Source organism: Phaeobacter sp. JH204B (genome assembly GCF_048055755.1).
In the GTDB taxonomy this organism is placed as follows: Bacteria; Pseudomonadota; Alphaproteobacteria; order Rhodobacterales; family Rhodobacteraceae; genus Phaeobacter; species Phaeobacter bryozoorum.
This window is the reverse complement of the sequence record NZ_JAYMXF010000009.1, coordinates 187123-204487: the sequence shown is the minus strand read 5'-3', so window position 1 is coordinate 204487 and position 17365 is coordinate 187123. Positions and strand designations below refer to the sequence as shown.

Sequence of the window (17365 nt, the reverse complement as noted above, 5' to 3'; positions counted from 1 at the left end):
AGAGGGGGCGGGCCCCTCCCCGGTTTCCGCGCGGCCTACAGCGCGGTCCAGCCACCATCGACGCTGAGCGTGGTGCCTGTCATCTGGGCTGCCGCATCAGAGCAGAGGAACACTGCCGTGCCACCAAGCTGCTCCACGGTCGCAAACTCGCGTGAGGGCTGGCGTTCCAGCATCACCTTCTTGATGACCTCTTCGCGTCCCATATTGTACTTTTCCATGGTGTCCGGGATCTGCGCCTCGACCAGCGGGGTCAGCACGTAACCGGGGCAGATTGCGTTGGCGGTGATCGGCTCTTCTGCGGTTTCCAGAGCCAATGTCTTCGTCAGCCCGACAACGCCGTGCTTGGCTGCGACATAGGCGGATTTGTAGGGCGACGCCGTCAGCCCATGCGCCGAGGCGATATTGATCACCCGGCCCCACCCCGCAGCGCGCATCATCGGCAGCGCTGCCGCCGCCGTGTGGAACGCCGATGACAGGTTGATCGCCAGGATGGCATTCCATTTGTCGATCGGGAAGTCCTCAACAGGTGCGACATGCTGGATGCCCGCATTGTTGATCAGAATGTCGCAGCGCCCAGCCGTGGTGATCAATGCCCGGCAGGCCTCTGCATCGGACATATCGGCCTGAATGTAGCGCGCCTTGACGCCGAATTCTTTGGCGATCCCAGCTGCCAGCGCGTGGTCCTCGTCCCGGTCGGTAAAGGAATTCAGCACCACATCCGCCCCGGCCCGCGCCATTTCCCGCGCGACCCCAAGCCCGATGCCGGAATTCGACCCGGTAATCACCGCGCATTTGCCCGTCAATGTCATCTTGCTCTTCCCTTCCTGTGCAAAACCTGATTGGTGCAACTGTGACATGCTGCACCTGCAAAGGGAACGGCAATCCCGGCCGGAAAGTTGCGAGAAACCGCGGCAAAACGGTCCAGATGCTGGCCCATGCAACAACCGCGTGCAAGAGATGTGCGCCGAAAGGGCACCGCCACCGGGGCCGACTATCGTCCGGCAAGCCCGTCAAATATATCGCGAAGCACCGCACAAAAAAACGCCCGCACGAAGCGGGCGTTAAGTTATTGAGGCAGGTTTCATACAGGCAAGAAACCTATCGAGCAGTGAGACCTTTATAAGCAATTTCCCCCGCTCATCCAAGCTAAAAGTTTGAATTGACGCGGCAGCGCCGTTAGCGTTGGTGTTCATGAAAATAAGGCCAGAGCGGGATTGTTGCAAAAGTGCGTCCAGATTTTTTCTTTAGAGTTCGACCGGCCTTGGCCGGAATCATCCTCAGCGCATGCGCAAATTTTGCACAGGCAGAATCAGCGCATGGCATAGCTATGTATGGGGACCCGGCACTACCACCGGATTTTGTGTCTTTACCCTATGCAAATGCCGATGCCCCCAAGGGCGGCACCGTGGTCTTCGGCAACACCGGCGGCTTTGATACGCTGAACCCGTTTGCCCAAAAAGGCACCCCGCCCTGGCAGCTCCGTTTCTGGGGATATGAGAGCCTGATGGGGCGCTCGGCGGATGAACCTTTCACCCTCTACGGGCTGCTGGCCGAATCGATTGAGGTGCCAGAGGATCGCGCCTGGGTTGAATTCACCCTGCGCCCCGAGGCCCGATTCTCCGATGGATCGCCTGTCACGGTCGAGGATGTCATCTGGTCCTACCAGACCCTCGGCCAGGAAGGGCATATCCGCTACCGCCGGTTCTGGACCCAGATCGACAGCATCGAACAGACCGGAGAGCGCAGCCTGCGCATCACCTTCAACGAAGACAACCGCGAACTGGCGCTGATCGCCGGGCTGCGTCCGATCCTGAAAAAGGCGCAGTGGCAAGGCAAGGATTTCGCCGAGTCCGGCCTGCAGGAAGCCCCGATCGGCTCCGGCCCCTATACGGTGGCGGATTTCGAACCCGGTCGTTTCATCCGTTTTTCCCGCAACCCGGAGTACTGGGGGCAGGATCTGCCGCTGCGGCGCGGCACCAATAATTTTGACGAGATCCGGCTCGATTTCTATGGCGACCAGACCGTCCTGCTGGAGGCCTTCAAGGCCGGGGAAATTTCTGCAATCCGCGAATTCAACGCCGCCAAATGGGACAAGGCCTATGATTTTCCTGCGGTGACCTCCGGTGAGGTGATCAAGACCGTCATCCCCAATGGCAACCCTTCGGGCATGACCGGTATCGCTATGAATACCCGCCGTGCCCCATTCGACGATTGGCGGGTGCGCGAAGCGCTAATCCAGGCGTTCAACTTCGAATATATGAACGAAACGCTGACAGGTGGCACCCAGCCGAGGATTTCTTCCTATTTCTCGAACTCCTATCTGGCCATGCAGCCGGGAGCTGCCGAAGGCAAGGTGCGCGAGCTCTTGACCCCGTTCAAAGACAGCCTGCTCCCCGGCGTGATGGAGGGCTATACGCTGCCGGTCAGCGACGGGAGCGAGCGCAATCGCAAGAACCTGCGCACCGCAACCAAACTGCTGGCGGAGGCCGGATGGACGGTCCAAGACGGCATCATGCGCAACGCAGATGGCGAGGCGCTTGAGATCAAGGTGCTGTTGACCCCCGGCAATCTGGGCGAAGGCGAGATGCGCTCGGTCGTGGAAATCTATGCCCGCGCTCTGGAACGTCTCGGTATCGCGCTGGAGGCCGACATGGTGGACAGTGCCCAGTTTGTCGAACGTCAGCAGGAATTCGACTACGACATGACCTTCTTCCGCCGCTCGATGTCGCTCAGCCCCGGCAACGAGCAATATCTTTACTGGGGCAGCGACGCTGCGCAGCAGCCGGGATCGCGCAATCTGATCGGGATCGAGGACCCTGCCGTGGATGCAATGATCGACGCCATGCTGACCTCCAAAAGCAAAGAGGATTTCACCGCCGCCGCCCGCGCGCTTGACCGTCTGCTGACCGCAGGACGCTATGTGATGCCGGTCTGGCAATACGCCGAAGGCCGCATCGCCCATCGCAAGGAGTTGAAATTCCCCGAGCGTCTGCCCGTCAGCGGCGATGGCATCAGCTACATGCCAGAGGTCTGGTGGTATCAGGCCGACTGACCAAGCCACAGCAGCAGCTGACAGTAGCCCGCCCCGATCATCGGTGGCGGGCTTTTTTTCGGCCAGCCAAAACGGTTGACGCAGGAATAGTATTTCCGTATTTCGTGAAATATGGAAATAAAGCTTACATCACAGCTTTCCGCCTTGGCCCACCCCCAGCGGCTGGCGCTGTTTCGTCTGCTGATGCGGCGATATCCCGATGCGGTTCCCGCAGGCGAAATCGCGACGGCGCTGGCGCAGAAGGCCAATACCGTTTCCGCTTATCTTTCAACGCTCAGCGCGGCGGGGCTGATCCTGTCGCAGCGGCAAGGCACGTCTCTGCTCTATCAGGCACATCTGAACGGTCTGCGCGGGGTGTTTGATCAGCTGCTGTCCGACTGCTGCCAGAACCGCCCGGATATCTGCACCCCGCCGGACCACGAGACGACGCTCATCCCCACGACTGAGCGCCCGCTGAATGTCCTCTTCATCTGCACCGGCAACTCAGCCCGGTCGATGATGGCCGAGGCGATCCTGACCAAGGAGGGGCATGGCCGCTTCATCGCGCATTCTGCCGGCAGCCAGCCCGCGACAGCCCCACGACCCGAAGTTCTGGCGCTGCTGCGCGCCAAGGGTCATGACACCGCCACCTTGCGCTCCAAACATTTCAGCGCGGTCTCCGGCGAGGCTGCGCCGCAGATGGATTTCGTCTTTACCGTCTGCAATCACGCCGCAAATGAAGCCTGCCCAGCCTGGCCCGGTCAGCCCATGAGCGCCCATTGGGGCCTGCCTGATCCCGTGATGACCAAAGGGACAGAGGCGCAGAAACAGCTTGCCTATCAACAGGCCTACGGGCTGCTGCGAAATCGCATCCGGGCCTTTGCGGCGCTGCCTTTTGACACACTCAACCGACTGTCGCTGCAACATCATCTGGATGATATCGGCCGTCACAAAGCCACCGAACGCTCCTAAGAAACGGGTTTCCCATATGAATATTCTCGTCCTCTGTACCGGCAATTCAGCGCGGTCTATCCTGCTGGAAACGCTGCTGAACACCCATGGGAATGGCCGTGTCCGCGCCTTTTCCGCCGGATCCAAACCCGCCGGAAAAGTGCATCCGCAGTCATTGGTTCTGCTGAATGAGAAAGGCCATGACACAGACGCGGCCCGGTCAAAAAGCTGGGACGAATTTGCAGGCCCCGATGCCCCTGAGATGGACCTTGTGATCACCGTCTGCGCCTCCGCCGCAGGCGAAACCTGCCCGATCTGGCCCGGCGCGCCGCTCCGCGCCCATTGGGGTATCGAGGATCCGGCCGCCGCCGCGGAGCCAGATTGGGACGCTGCCTTTCAGACCGCCTATGCGCGGCTGGAGCGCCGCGCGCTGGCCTTCCTTGATCTGCCGCTGGAGACGCTGGATCGTGACAGCCTGTGCCAGGAGCTGACACGCATCGGAGAGCTGCCATGACCACGCAGAAGCTGATGGCCGAGGGGCTAGGCACCTGTTTCCTGCTGATTGGCGTCGTGGGCTCCGGCATCATGGCCGAAACCCTGTCGGGCGGAAATGTCGGGCTGGCGCTGCTGGCCAATGCGGTGGCAACCGGCGCGATGCTCTATGTGATCATCACCACGCTGGGGCCGATCTCGGGCGCGCATTTCAATCCGGCTGTGACGCTGGCCTTTGCGCTGCGCGGTGACCACAGCTGGCGCGCGGTTCCGCCCTATCTGGCGGCGCAGATCATAGGGGGCATCCTCGGCGTCTGGGCAAGCCACGTGATGTTCGATCTGTCGATCCTGCAAAGCTCCAGCACAATGCACCGAAACGGTATGGCCCAGTGGTTCTCCGAAATCCTCGCGACATTTGGATTGCTCTTCGTGATCTTCGGCGGGTTGCGATCGCGGCCCGAGGCCGTGCCGACGCTGGTCGCCTTCTACATCACAGGTGCCTATTGGTTCACTTCCTCCACCAGCTTTGCCAATCCGGCGGTCACCATTGCACGCGGGTTCAGCGACACCTTCGCCGGGATCTACCCCGGCCATATCCTGATGTTCATCGTGATGCAGGTGATCGGCGTCGGGCTGGCGCATCTGCTCTTGCCGCGCCTGTTCCGTCCCAGCTGACCCCGCCCCTGACGCGAACCCGGATCCCGGCAGAGATTGGCACCGATCCCGTCAGCCGCCTCTTGCTATAGCTGCGCCCCGGCCGGTCCACCCCGTGCCGGGGCGCAGCACGTCTGACGCGGACTTTCTTTTTTTGCAAAAAATGCTAGCATAAATACCCACGCGCAATTTTGACCCGGAGGGACCCCCCCATGCCTGTTCAAACAGCCCGCGCCAGCTGGTTCGACAGGATGCCCCGTCTCAAGCAACGGTTTCCGCATCTGCAAACTCGCTCGGCCCCATCCCTGTTCGACGACAAGGATAAGTTTGTGGCTTATCTCGCCCGAACGCACCATCTGACGCTGACCGAAGCGCGTGAGGAAGTGGATGATTTTCTCTACACGGAAAGCCTGCACCGCGAGCTGGAGCATCAGCTGAACTGATCTCTGATCCCGCATGGCTTAGGCACGCGCCAGGCGATGGCGGTTGCCTTGGTGGCGCGCGAACGTCTGCAACCTAAATCATCCTGATTGCATCAGGCTGAGCATGGTCCGGCAGCGCGCGCGGCCCCCGCTGCGCCTGCGATGATCAGGACAGGGATGTCACCCAGAGGATACTGGCGTCTTCGTCGCTGAGCGAAATCACGTTATGGCCCATCGCCGCATCATAATAGGCGCTGTCACCGCGCCGCATTTCGATCGGTTCATAGAACTCGGTATAGAGCCGCACGACGCCGGTCAGCACGTATAGGAATTCCTCGCCATCGTGGCGCACCCAACCATCAAACTCGTCCATCGAGCGCGCCCGAACGCGGGCGCGATAAGGCAGCATCCGCTTGCGCGTCAGGCTGTCGGCCAAGAGTTCATGTTCGTAGGTGGTGGTCGCATGGGCAGACCCCTGACCGGTCTTTGTGACCGTCAGACGCCCGTTCACCTGATCCCGCTGCGGCTGCGTAAACAGCTGTGGAACCGAGATCTGAAGCCCGACGGCAAGCTTCTTCAACGCCTCGTAAGTCGGTGACATCTGGCCATTTTCGATCTTTGACAGGGTCGATCGGGCCAGGCCGGCCTGATTGGCCGCATGTTCCAATGTCCAGTCCCGCGCCTTGCGCAGCTCACGCACACGGGCGCCCAGATCCAGCGGCTCGGTTTCGGCAGCCTCGCCCGACGCACGGGCAATAGTGATGAGCGATTTTGGATCACGAGAGGTCATGCTTTTTCCTATAGGCCGGGGCGCGCCATCTTGCAACGCGTGGATTGCCAAGTTAGCCAATCGACATGCAATCCCTGTTTGACAGCGGGCCCTTCGCGCCCTGCCCCGCGCCGTTCAATCTGGCTGACCACGTGCTTTACCAACGTGGGTCGGCCCAACCTGCCGCCGCGGATGCCATGGCACTTGCGGTTCTGGCGGTTCAGGCAAACGCCGAAGCGTCGACGTCACCGGGCCAGCAGCCAAGCCCCCAGGTGCAGTCCTGGACCTATGGAAACCTGCGGGCCGCTGTGCGTGGAACCGGTACGGGATTGCTGGCGCAAGGTTTGAAACCCGGCGACCGGGTGTTGCTGCGCCTTGGCAATACGCCGATCTTTCCGATCGCCTATCTGGGCGCCATTGCCGTGGGTCTGGTGCCGGTCCCCACGTCATCGCAGCTGACCGAACCGGAGGTGGCACGTATTATCGACGACCTGTCTCCGGCCGCTGTGCTGCGCGATCCCGAGGTTCGGTCGGTACCACATCCCCACGAGATTGACCGCGACTCACTTGAGGCAATGCAGCGCCACGCTCCGGCAGAAGACAGGTTTCAGATACCCCTCGGCGACCCTGATCGGCCCGCTTATATCGTCTATACCTCCGGAACCGGCGGAAATCCGCGCGCGGTTGCCCATGCCCATCGCGCCATCTGGGCGCGGCAGATGATGATCCGCCACTGGTATGATCTGCGCCCCGACGACCGGCTGCTGCATGCCGGGGCCTTCAACTGGACCTTCACCCTCGGCACCGGTCTGATGGACCCCTGGAGTATCGGCGCGACAGCTCTGATCCCCTTGGAGGGCACGCCAGTGACCGCGTTGCCGTAGCTGTTGCGTCAGCATCGCGCCAGCCTCTTTGCCGCCGCGCCCGGTGTCTATCGCAAGCTGCTGCAAGCTGACGGGTTGCCTGATCTTCCGGCCCTGCGCCATGGTCTGTGCGCCGGGGAAAAGCTATCGGGCCAACTGGCTCGGAGCTGGCATCAGACCACCGGCACGCAGCTCTATGAGGCCTTTGGCATGTCTGAGTGCTCCACCTTCATCTCCTCGGATCCGGCGCGTGATCGCGATGCGGCTGAGGTCGGCGATACCCTGGGGTGGCCGCAGCCGGGGCGACGGGTTGCCATCCTCGATCCTGACGGCAATCCGGTCCCCCGCAACACCCCCGGCGTCATTGCCATTGATCGCCACGATCCCGGGCTGATGCTGGGCTATGTCAACGCGCCCGAGGCCACCAGGGACCGCTATAGGGGCGACTGGTTCCTGACCGGTGACCTTGGCGAAATGATGGGAGATGGCCAGATCCGCTACCTCGGTCGCAATGATGACGTCATGAATGCAGGCGGCTATCGCGTCTCCCCGCTGGAGGTGGAGGCCGCGCTGATGGCCCACCCCGATCTGGAACAGGTTGCCGTCACCTCGGTCGAGGTGAAACCCGACACTCATATTATCGTCGCGTTCTACACCGGTGCCAAAGACGTGACCGCCGAGGCGCTATCGACTTTTGCCAAGACCCGGCTGGCACGATACAAACAGCCCCGCGCCTATCTGCGCCTCGACGCGCTACCCAGCGGAGCCAACGGAAAACTGCTGCGGCGCGCCCTGCCCGATTGCTATATTCGACACCAAAGGACCCCGTCATGAGCCTCGTTAAGCTGGATATCCTGTCCGATCCGATCTGCCCCTGGTGCTATATCGGCAAGACCCACCTGGACAAGGCGCTGGCCGACGTCGGCGATCATCCGTTTGTCATCGAGTGGCATCCGTTCCAGCTGAACCCTGACATGCCACACGAAGGCATGGATCGGCGCGCCTATCTTGAGGCGAAATTCGGCGGCAAGGATGGCGCGGTCCGGGCCTATGCCCCGGTCGTTGAACACGCCAGCGCCGCCGGTCTGGAGATCAATTTTGAGGCCATGGAGCGCACCCCCAACACGCTGGACGCCCATCGGCTGATCCACTGGGCCGGGATCGAAGGCAAACAGGGCGCCGTGGTCGATGCTTTGTTTGACGCCTATTTCGTCAAAGCGCTGGATATTGGCGACGCCGAGGTCCTCGCCGATATCGCCGAAGCGGCCGGCATGGACCGGGCCGTCACCCTGCGCCTCTTGTCCGGCGACACAGACGCCGAGGAGATCCGCAGCCGCGATGCCCATTCGCGCAAGATGGGGATCACATCTGTCCCGACATTTGTGGTGGCCAATCAGCACGCCGTTCCCGGCGCCCAACAGCCCGAACTGTGGAAACAGGTTATCGCCGACATTCAGGCTCAGCTGGACCAGGACGCCGCTCCAAACGCGGATCCGACCTGAGGGTCGCACGGTAACACACTGAAATACTATAAAAAACAATGAAACTGGATCGCTGACCTCTGGCGGTCCGCTTCGCGTCTGGCTTACGACGCATAAAGATGCACATAATACTGTGCGCCCCCGCTTCTGGCCCAATCCCGGTGGATATGTTAGCGCGGACAAAGTGACGCCCAGACAGCGCCCGATTACCGGGGCTCCTGATGTGTCACCAGAGGTTTCAAATGACAAAAGATATTCACATCAGCATGTCAAAAGCTGAGTTCATTGCCCTGATTGCGATGATGTTCGCAACCGTTGCATTTTCCATCGACGCCATGCTGCCAGCCCTGCCCGAAATCGGTCAGACGCTCAGCCCTGACAACCCCAACCGTGCGCAGCTGGTCATTGCCGCCTTCGCGCTTGGCATGGGGATCGGGACTTTCTTTACAGGCCCGCTTTCCGATGCCTTTGGGCGCAGGACGGTCATTTTTGCTGCGGCTGCTCTTTATATTCTCGCCGCGCTGGCGGCCTACGCCAGCTCTTCTATCGAAATGCTGCTGCTCAGCCGTGTGGTCATGGGGCTTGGCGCTGCCGGTCCGCGTGTCGTGGCTCTGGCCATCGTGCGCGATCTCTATTCCGGCCGGGAAATGGCGCGGATGATGTCCATTGCCATGCTGATCTTCACCCTGGTCCCGGCCATCGCACCGATGCTGGGGGCTGGTATTATCCTGCTGACAAGCTGGCGCGCGATCTTCCTGGCCTTTGCGCTATTTGCGATCATCATCATCCTGTGGATGGGGCTGCGCCTGCCCGAACCCCTGCCGCGAGAAAATCGCCGTCCGTTCCGCCTGCCAAGCCTGCTGGCCGCCGTGGCCGAGATGCTCCAGCACCCGACCGTCCGGCTGTCAATGATGGTCCAGTGCCTGTGCCTGGCGATGCTGTTTTGCATGATCACATTGGTGCAGCCGATCTTTGACGTGGTTTTTGACCGCGCGGCCAGCTTCCCCTTCTGGTTTGGCTTCATTGCCGTGATGTCTGGCACTGGCAGCCTGATCAATGCCTCCGTTGTGGTCCGCCTTGGGATGCGGCGCATGGTGACCTGGGCGCTGGGGGGGCAGATCCTGCTGTCAGCGATCATGCTGAGCCTGGGCACGCTGAACCTGCCGAATGATGTGATGTTCGGCCTCTTTGTGGCCTGGCAGACAAGCGTCTTTTTCATGGCTGGGCTGACCCTAGGCAACCTCAACGCAATGGCGATGGAACCGATGGGTCATATTGCAGGTATGGCAGCCTCGATCGTCGGGGGGGTCTCCACCGTCTTTGCTGCCGCTGCGGCTGCAACCGTCGGGCTTCTGTTTGACGGCTCCATTGCGCCACTGACCGGGTCGATCCTGCTCATGGTCGCCGCAGGCTTTGTCATCATGCTGCATATGGCGCGGGTTGAGAACCGGATCGCAGCCGAATAATCCCGCCCCCAAGAGAATGAAAAGCAAAGCCCCTCCAAAATGTTGGAGGGGCTTTCTCACGTTCTCACTTCAGGCCGATCAGATCAGGCCGATCAGCTGGTTTTGGCCCTGGCCTTCTTCTTCTCGGCAACCACTTTTTCCGCCAGATCCCGCGCGATGGCAAAGGCACCTTTGATCTTGTCGCCGTCTTTCTTCCAGTCCCGACGGACGACAATCTTGTTGTCTTTCACCTTGGCCAGCCCATCCTGGGCCTGGATGAAGTCCACCAGCCCCTGGGGTGATGCGAATTTATCGTTGTGGAACTGGATCGTTGCCCCCTTGGGCCCGCCGTCCAGTTTGGCAATGCCAGCGCGTTTGCACATTGCCTTGATCCGCACCACCAGCATCAGCGTATTGACCTCCTTCGGCAGCGGACCGAAACGGTCGATAAGCTCCGCCGCAAAGCCTTCCAGCTCCACCTTGGTGCTAAGGTCGGAAAGCCGACGATACAGACCCAGACGCACATCCAGATCGGGTACGTACTCCTCTGGGATCAGGACCGGCACCCCTAGGTTGATCTGTGGCGCCCATTGATCATCGCTGCCGGTCAACCCTTCCAGCTCACCAGATTTGATCTTGGCAATCGCCTCTTCCAGCATGGACTGATAAAGCTCATAGCCCACATCACGCATCTGGCCGGATTGCTCCTCGCCCAGGAGGTTGCCAGCGCCGCGAATGTCCAGATCCTGTGACGCCAGAGAGAACCCCGCGCCCAGCGTATCCAGCGACCCCAGCACCCGCAGGCGTTTCTCTGCTCCGGGTGTCAGACGCACCCGCGGCTTGGTCGTGAGATAAGCATAGGCGCGCGTCTTTGACCGGCCCACGCGGCCCCGGATCTGATAGAGCTGCGCCAGACCAAACATATCGGCACGATGCACGACCATCGTATTGGCGGTCGGAATATCGAGGCCGGACTCCACGATTGTGGTCGCCAGCAGAATGTCGAACTTGCCATCGTAAAAGGCATTCATCCGGTCATCCAGATCCCCGGCGGCCAGCTGGCCGTGGGCGATGACGTAGCTCAGCTCGGGCAGCTGCTCCTTCAGAAAGGCTTCGACATCGGGCAGATCGGTGATGCGCGGCACCACGTAAAAGCTTTGCCCGCCACGATAATGTTCCCGCAGTAGCGCCTCGCGGATGGTGACGGCGTCAAACTCGCTGACATAGGTGCGGATCGCCAGACGGTCCACCGGCGGTGTGCCGATGATCGAGAGGTTCCGCACCCCGGTGAGGCTCAGCTGAAGCGTACGCGGAATCGGCGTCGCGGTCAGCGTCAGGACGTGAATGTCGCTGCGCATCTGTTTCAGCCGTTCTTTATGCGCGACCCCGAAATGCTGTTCCTCGTCGATGATCAGCAGGCCAAGGTTCTGAAACCGGATCGATTTGGCCAAAAGCGCATGGGTGCCAACCACGATATCAACCGTTCCGCGAGCCATGCCTTCGCGGGTTTTCGCCGCTTCCTTTGCTGAAACAAAGCGTGACAACTGCCTGACTTCCAAGGGAAAACCACGAAACCTCTGGGAAAAAGCCGCCGCATGTTGACGGGCAAGCAGCGTCGTCGGCGCGACAATAGCCACCTGCACGCCGGACATCGCCGCAATGAAGGCCGCGCGCATCGCAATCTCGGTCTTGCCAAATCCAACGTCACCGCAGATCAGACGATCCATCGGCGAGCCGGACTGCAAATCCTCCATCACCTCGGCAATGGCACGCAGCTGGTCGTCGGTCTCCTGATAGGGGAAACGGGCGGAGAATTCCTCCCAGGCGTGCGGCGGCGGATCCATCATCGGCGCCTTGCGCAGCGCCCGTTCTGCGGCCACACGGATCAGCCGATCCGCCATCTCGCGGATGCGTTCCTTTAGCTTGGCCTTCTTGGCCTGCCAGGCACCGCCGCCGAGCCGATCCAGAAGCCCCTCGTCGTGGCCGTATTTGGACAGCAGTTCAATGTTTTCGACCGGCAGGTACAGCTTTGATTGTTCTGCATATTCCAGCAGAATACACTCATGCGCCGCGCCAGCGGCGGTCACCACCTCCAGACCCTTGTAGCGGCCAATCCCATGGTCCACATGCACCACCAGATCACCGGGGCTGAGCGATTGGGTTTCAGTGAGGAAATTCTCGGCCTTGCGCCGCTTCTTGGGCGCGCGGATCAGCCGGTCACCCAGCACATCCTGTTCGGAAATCACTGTCAGATCGGCGGTCTCGAATCCGTGCTCCAGCGCCCAGACCGCCAGATGCAACCCAGATTTGCCGATCCGGGTGCCATCGCGGATCGCGATCACCTCGGCCAGGCCCTCATCCTCGATCAGGCCGGTCAAACGCTCTCGGGCGCCCTCTGAATAAGAGGCAACAACCACCGGACCCACCTGCAAACGCGCTTTAATATGATCTGCCAGCGCACTGAACAAGCTCACATTTTCCAGCTGTCGCTCCGGCGAGAAATTGCGTCCGATCCGCCCACCGGCATCAATCACCCCCGGCCCGCTGGCCTGTGGCAGCGGATGGAACTGGATCACCCGGTGATCCGCGATCGCGGCCTCCCAAGCGGCATCATCCAGATACAGCAGCCCCGGCGGCACCGGTTTATAGACGGTATCCATCCGCCCCTTCTGCGCCATCGCGATCTTGCGCGTCTCATATTGGTCCGCGATGCTGTCCCAACGCGCCAACCGAGCCGGTGTCACCTGATCGTCCAATGTCACCGTGGCTGACGGCAGATAGTCGAAGAGCGTTTCCAACCGCTCATGAAAGAACGGCAACCAATGCTCGATGCCCTGGTATTTTCGCCCGGCTGAAACCGCCTCGTAAAGCGGATCATCGGTGCCCGCTGCGCCAAACTCAATCCGGTAGTTCTGCCGAAACCGGGTCACCGCCGCCTCATCAAGGATCACCTCGGAAACCGGCGCCAATTCAACCACGCTCAGCTTTTCGGTGGTCCGCTGGGTGGCGGGATCAAACCGCCGGGCCCCATCCAGCACATCCCCAAAGAGATCCAGCCGCACCGGACCGCTCTGTCCCGGCGGATAGATATCAATGATACCGCCCCGCACCGCAAAATCTCCCGGCTCCATCACCGTCGGGCTCTTGGTGAATCCCATCCGTGTGAGGTAGCTGCGCAGCGCCTCCTCGTCGATGCGACGGTCCACTTCGGCGGTAAAGGCGGAATCCTTCAGAACCTGTCGTGCAGGCACCCGCTGGGTCGCCGCATTCAGCGTGGTGAGCAACACAAATTGCCCCGGCATCTGATGCACAAGCGCCGCCAGCGTCGCCATCCGGGCCGCGGCAATATCTGCATTGGGCGACACACGGTCATACGGCAGGCAATCCCAGCCCGGAAAGCTGATCACCGGCATGTCGGGCGCAAAAAAAGCCAGCGCCGCCCGGGTCGCTTCCATCCGCTTGTCGTCGCGCGCCACATGCAGGACAGGACCATTGCTGCTGGCCGCCTCTTTCAGGATCAGCCGCGCATCAAAACCTTCTGGTGCGCCGCCCGCGGTGATTGCCCGTTGCGCCATCTACGTCTCTCTTTCGTCGTCTGCCCGCAGGCGATTAGCCGAGGAACCCGATTTGAAGGTTCTGATACATGCCCCAGAGCGCGGTGACAAAAATCGCCACCATCCCCACCAGCTGAATGAACAGCCGGCTGAGGGTCAGCTGCCGGATCAGGGTTTCCCCCGCCAGCCCTTCGCGGTGGATCCGGCGCGCGGAGTTCCAGTTAATTAGGCCGACAAACCCCATGGGAAAGGCCAGCAGGAACACGGCCTGGGCAAATTCAACACCGTAGTAAAACCCCAGCATCCCCAGCATGGCGAGCACAAAACAGGTCATGCCCAGTACCCAGTGGCCCGATACATCGGTGATATACATCATCCGGTTCACATTGACCCGCGCAATCGCCTCCAGATCCAGCGCTGCCTGTCCACCCTGCTTGCGGGCGCGGTACACCATGTCAAACGGCACCCCCATCACCCAATGGCTGGCAGAGGACCAGACAACGGCCAGCGCGATCCAATACCACAGGTTGGAAAAGGACCGCAGATCAATCAGCTCGGTCAAGGTATGAAACAGATCCACTGCGCGGCCCTTCTCTCGTCCAGTCTTTGCGCCCCTATATCCCCCGCGCGGCGCCCTGGCACAAGGGGTGGCCCCGCGCCGCAATAAGATGGGGACATTTGGCGCGGCGAATCTGTCACTTGTCGCCGCCGTCATTCCATGCGACCCAAAGGGAGACCACCGCGACCGCCCCCGGTCGCGCCAAAGACCTGCGAGGACCCGATGAAGCCGACCGTCGCCCCATTTCCCGCTGCCCGTCCACGCCGACTGCGCAGCACCTCTGCCCTGCGCAATCTGGTGCGTGAAACCACCTTGACCAGCGACGATCTGATCTGGCCGGTTTTTGTCCGTGACGGCGAGGCGATCGAAGAGCCGATCCCCTCCATGCCTGGTGTTACCCGGCGCAGCATCGACAAGGTGGCCGAAGCCGCCGTCGAGGCGCAGGCGCTTGGTATTCCGGCGATCTGTCTGTTTCCCTATACCGACCCCGCGCTCAAGACCGAGGATTGCGCAGAAGCCTGGAGCCCCGACAATCTGGTCAACCGCGCCATCCGCGCCATCAAATCCGCCGCACCGGATATAGCGGTGATGACCGATGTGGCGCTGGATCCCTATAATATCAACGGCCATGACGGCTATGTCGTCGATGGCGAAATCGTCAACGACGAAACCGTCGAGGCGCTGGTCAAGATGACCGTGGCCCAGGCCGATGCCGGTGCCGATATCATTGGCCCCTCCGACATGATGGATGGTCGTATCGGCGCCATGCGCCGCGCGCTTGAAGCGGCGGGCCACCGCAATGTCACCATCCTGTCCTATGCGGCCAAATACGCCTCCGCATTCTACGGACCCTTTCGCGATGCCGTCGGCGCCTCCGGCGCGCTAAAGGGGGACAAGAAGACCTATCAAATGGACCCGGGCAATACCGATGAGGCGCTGCGTATGATCGAACGCGATCTGAGCGAAGGCGCCGATATGGTGATGATCAAACCGGGGCTGGCCTATCTCGACATCTGTCAGCGGGTGAAATCCACTTTTGGCGCACCCACCTTTGCCTATCAGGTCTCCGGCGAATACGCGATGATCGAGGCCGCTGCGCAGAATGGCTGGATCGACGGCGAACGCATCATGATGGAAAGCCTCATGGCCTTCAAACGGGCGGGCTGCGATGGCGTGCTGAGCTATTACGCCCCGGCTGCGGCGCGGTTGCTGAACGGCTGATCCGCATCGGACCGGTGGCCGCTTTCGTGCATTGCGCGGGCAGCGGATCGCCTAAAATTGACGGCAGGAAGCCGCTGATTGCGGCGGTCGCAGTGATGACAGACGGCAGCTTTCCGCGTATACCATGCCACAGAGCCAGAGAACTGGCCGCAACTGAACAGTGACAGGCCGAAATGACAGCCCGCGCGGCGCCGGCCCCAGAAAACAGGCAAACAAGATGAGCAGCTCTTATTCTTCCCGTTTGACCCGGCGCGGTTTTGCGCTTGGCGCCCTCGCCGGTGCCGGTGTCACCGCCGCCTGCGGCAATGGCATCGGCAACAGCAATGCCAGCAAGATCGACGCCCGCGTCGATGCAACTCTCAGCCAGATGTACAGCCAATACCCCGGCGCCGTCGCGCTGGCCGAAAAATCAACCGGCATGCTGGTGATGCCACTGGTGACCGAGGCAGGCTTCCTTGTCGGCGGTGCCTTCGGTCGCGGCGCGCTGCGCATCGACGGCGTAACGGTGGACTATTATTCCACCGTAAAGGGGAATGCAGGCCTGCAGATCGGCGCACAGCAATACGCCCATGTGCTGTTCTTCATGACCCAGGAAGCACTGTCGAACTTCCGCCGCTCCTCCGGCTGGGCCGCAGGCGCCGATCTGGAATATGTGATCCGCGACGAAGGCGACTCGCTGGCCGCCGATACCAATACGCTGAACAGCCCTATCCTGGCAGCGGTCTTCGGACAGGCAGGGCTGCGTCTTGGCGCCACCCTGGAAGGCACCAAATACACCCGCATTATCCCCTGATCCCTGCCCGCGCGCCCCGGCGGAGCGGATCAGCCAAGCTGGCAACGCGCGCAGCATGAAACAGGGTTTCGACTGTCGCGCGGCTGCCTATCTTCTGGCCCGAAATATCCCCGCCGGAGGCATGGCCTTTCCATCAGGAAAGGCCATTTTCATACCGACCTACTCAAAGGCCTTCAGGCGTTTGAACAGGCTGGAGGTGTCCCAGCGGCCGCCACCCAGTTTCTGGACATCTTTGTAGAACTGATCGACCAGCGCCGTAACCGGCAGGCTCGCGCCGGTTTCCTCCGCCGCATCCAGACAAATGCCCAGATCCTTGCGCATCCAATCGACCGCAAACCCATGCTCGAAGTGATCGTCCAGCATGGTCTCATGCCGATTGACCATCTGCCAGCTGCCTGCCGCACCCTGGCTGATCACTTCCACCACAGCCCGACCATCCAGCCCCGCCTTCTCGGCGAAATGCAGCGCCTCGCTCAGCCCCTGAACCAGCCCGGCGATGGCAATCTGGTTGCACATCTTGGTCATCTGGCCAGCGCCGCTGTCGCCGATCCGGCGGCAGATCCGCGCATAGGCGCCGATGATGGGCTCTGCCTTGTCATAGGCGGCCTGATCGCCGCCGCACATGACCGAGAGCACGCCATTCTCCGCCCCCGCCTGTCCGCCGGAAATCGGCGCATCGACAAAAGCCAGATCCAGATCCGCCGCAGCGCCATATAAGTCGCGCGTGACCTTCGCCGATACAGTGGTGTGATCGACAAAGATCGCCCCCGCGTCCATGCCGCCAAAGGCACCGTCATCGCCCAGGCAGACGCTGCGCAGATCATCGTCATTGCCAACGCAGGCCATCACGAACTCAGCCCCTGCCGCGGCCGCACGCGGCGTTGCGGCGGCGCGGCCACCATGTTCCTTGGCCCAAGCCTCTGCCTTGGCCGCAGTGCGATTATACACCGTGACCTCGTGACCGGCGGCCACCAGATGACCGGCCATCGGATAGCCCATCACTCCCAAACCCAAGAATGCAATCTTCGCCATCTGCTTTCCCCCTGATGCGTCTTGTCCTATGTTGGCGCCACCCTAGCAGCCGCGCCGCCCGGTGCAATCTGCGAGGGCGACAATCTGCGCCATAACCG

General features: G+C 61.4%; 14 protein-coding genes and 1 pseudogene. 10 read left to right on the top strand and 5 right to left on the bottom strand.

The annotated features are described in order from the left end of the window. Positions 1-35: 35 nt before the first annotated feature. Complete coding sequence (locus tag VXL81_RS05085) at positions 36-809, bottom strand: 3-hydroxybutyrate dehydrogenase (RefSeq protein ID WP_416538726.1); 774 nt, start codon at positions 807-809, stop codon at positions 36-38. Positions 810-1225: 416 nt separating this feature from the next. Here VXL81_RS05085 and VXL81_RS05080 point away from each other — a divergent pair, with 416 nt between their 5' ends. From VXL81_RS05080 to VXL81_RS05060, 5 genes are all read left to right on the top strand, one after another. Further along, a complete protein-coding gene (locus tag VXL81_RS05080) occupies positions 1226-3052 on the top strand; it encodes an extracellular solute-binding protein (RefSeq protein WP_340545512.1) in 1827 nt (608 codons plus the stop codon). Positions 3053-3163: 111 nt separating this feature from the next. Continuing rightward, positions 3164-4003: a helix-turn-helix domain-containing protein gene (locus VXL81_RS05075; protein ID WP_416553179.1), complete on the top strand. Its 840-nt coding sequence runs from the start codon at positions 3164-3166 to the stop codon at positions 4001-4003. Between the two features lie 16 nt (positions 4004-4019). Then, positions 4020-4496 carry an arsenate reductase ArsC gene (locus tag VXL81_RS05070; protein WP_416553177.1) on the top strand — a complete coding sequence of 159 codons (477 nt, stop codon included), beginning with the start codon at positions 4020-4022 and terminating at the stop codon, positions 4494-4496. Then, the gene (locus tag VXL81_RS05065) at positions 4493-5149 is read left to right on the top strand and encodes an MIP/aquaporin family protein (protein WP_416553175.1); all 657 of its coding nucleotides are present in this window, start codon (positions 4493-4495) and stop codon (positions 5147-5149) included. Before VXL81_RS05070 ends, VXL81_RS05065 begins: the two co-directional genes overlap by 4 nt. A gap of 191 nt (positions 5150-5340) precedes the next feature. Beyond that, on the top strand, positions 5341-5571 hold the full coding sequence (locus VXL81_RS05060; RefSeq protein WP_014874610.1) for a hypothetical protein: 231 nt from the start codon (positions 5341-5343) through the stop codon (positions 5569-5571). Positions 5572-5716: 145 nt separating this feature from the next. On the opposite strand, the gene VXL81_RS05055 is transcribed toward VXL81_RS05060, so the two are convergent. Continuing rightward, a complete protein-coding gene (locus tag VXL81_RS05055) occupies positions 5717-6340 on the bottom strand; it encodes a helix-turn-helix domain-containing protein (RefSeq protein ID WP_340545508.1) in 624 nt (207 codons plus the stop codon). Between the two features lie 65 nt (positions 6341-6405). Here VXL81_RS05055 and VXL81_RS05050 point away from each other — a divergent pair. The 3 genes and pseudogenes from VXL81_RS05050 (at position 6406) to VXL81_RS05040 (ending at position 10129) form a co-directional block, all read left to right on the top strand. Next, positions 6406-8016: pseudogene (locus tag VXL81_RS05050) on the top strand (class I adenylate-forming enzyme family protein). Next, positions 8013-8684, top strand: coding sequence for a DsbA family oxidoreductase (locus VXL81_RS05045; protein WP_416553173.1), 672 nt, complete (start codon positions 8013-8015; stop codon positions 8682-8684). The pseudogene VXL81_RS05050 and the gene VXL81_RS05045 overlap by 4 nt, the downstream one beginning before the upstream one ends. Positions 8685-8905: 221 nt before the next feature. Next, on the top strand, positions 8906-10129 hold the full coding sequence (locus VXL81_RS05040; protein WP_416535973.1) for an MFS transporter: 1224 nt from the start codon (positions 8906-8908) through the stop codon (positions 10127-10129). A gap of 92 nt (positions 10130-10221) precedes the next feature. On the opposite strand, the gene mfd is transcribed toward VXL81_RS05040, so the two are convergent. Next, positions 10222-13683: a transcription-repair coupling factor gene (gene mfd / locus VXL81_RS05035; protein WP_416553171.1), complete on the bottom strand. Its 3462-nt coding sequence runs from the start codon at positions 13681-13683 to the stop codon at positions 10222-10224. 34 nt (positions 13684-13717) lie between these two features. Next, positions 13718-14242 carry a component of SufBCD complex gene (locus VXL81_RS05030; protein ID WP_340545503.1) on the bottom strand — a complete coding sequence of 175 codons (525 nt, stop codon included), beginning with the start codon at positions 14240-14242 and terminating at the stop codon, positions 13718-13720. A 201-nt stretch (positions 14243-14443) separates the two neighbouring features. Between VXL81_RS05030 and hemB the strand changes: the two genes are divergently transcribed. Together hemB and VXL81_RS05020 are read left to right on the top strand one after the other, a co-directional pair. Then, positions 14444-15442, top strand: coding sequence for a porphobilinogen synthase (gene hemB / locus VXL81_RS05025; RefSeq protein WP_340545502.1), 999 nt, complete (start codon positions 14444-14446; stop codon positions 15440-15442). Positions 15443-15659: 217 nt separating this feature from the next. After that, a complete protein-coding gene (locus tag VXL81_RS05020; RefSeq protein ID WP_340545501.1) occupies positions 15660-16235 on the top strand; it encodes a YSC84-related protein in 576 nt (191 codons plus the stop codon). 159 nt (positions 16236-16394) lie between these two features. Here the strand turns inward: VXL81_RS05020 and VXL81_RS05015 are convergent, their stop codons facing one another. Next, on the bottom strand, positions 16395-17267 hold the full coding sequence (locus VXL81_RS05015) for an NAD(P)-dependent oxidoreductase (RefSeq protein ID WP_416553169.1): 873 nt from the start codon (positions 17265-17267) through the stop codon (positions 16395-16397). Between the last annotated feature and the right edge of the window lie 98 nt (positions 17268-17365).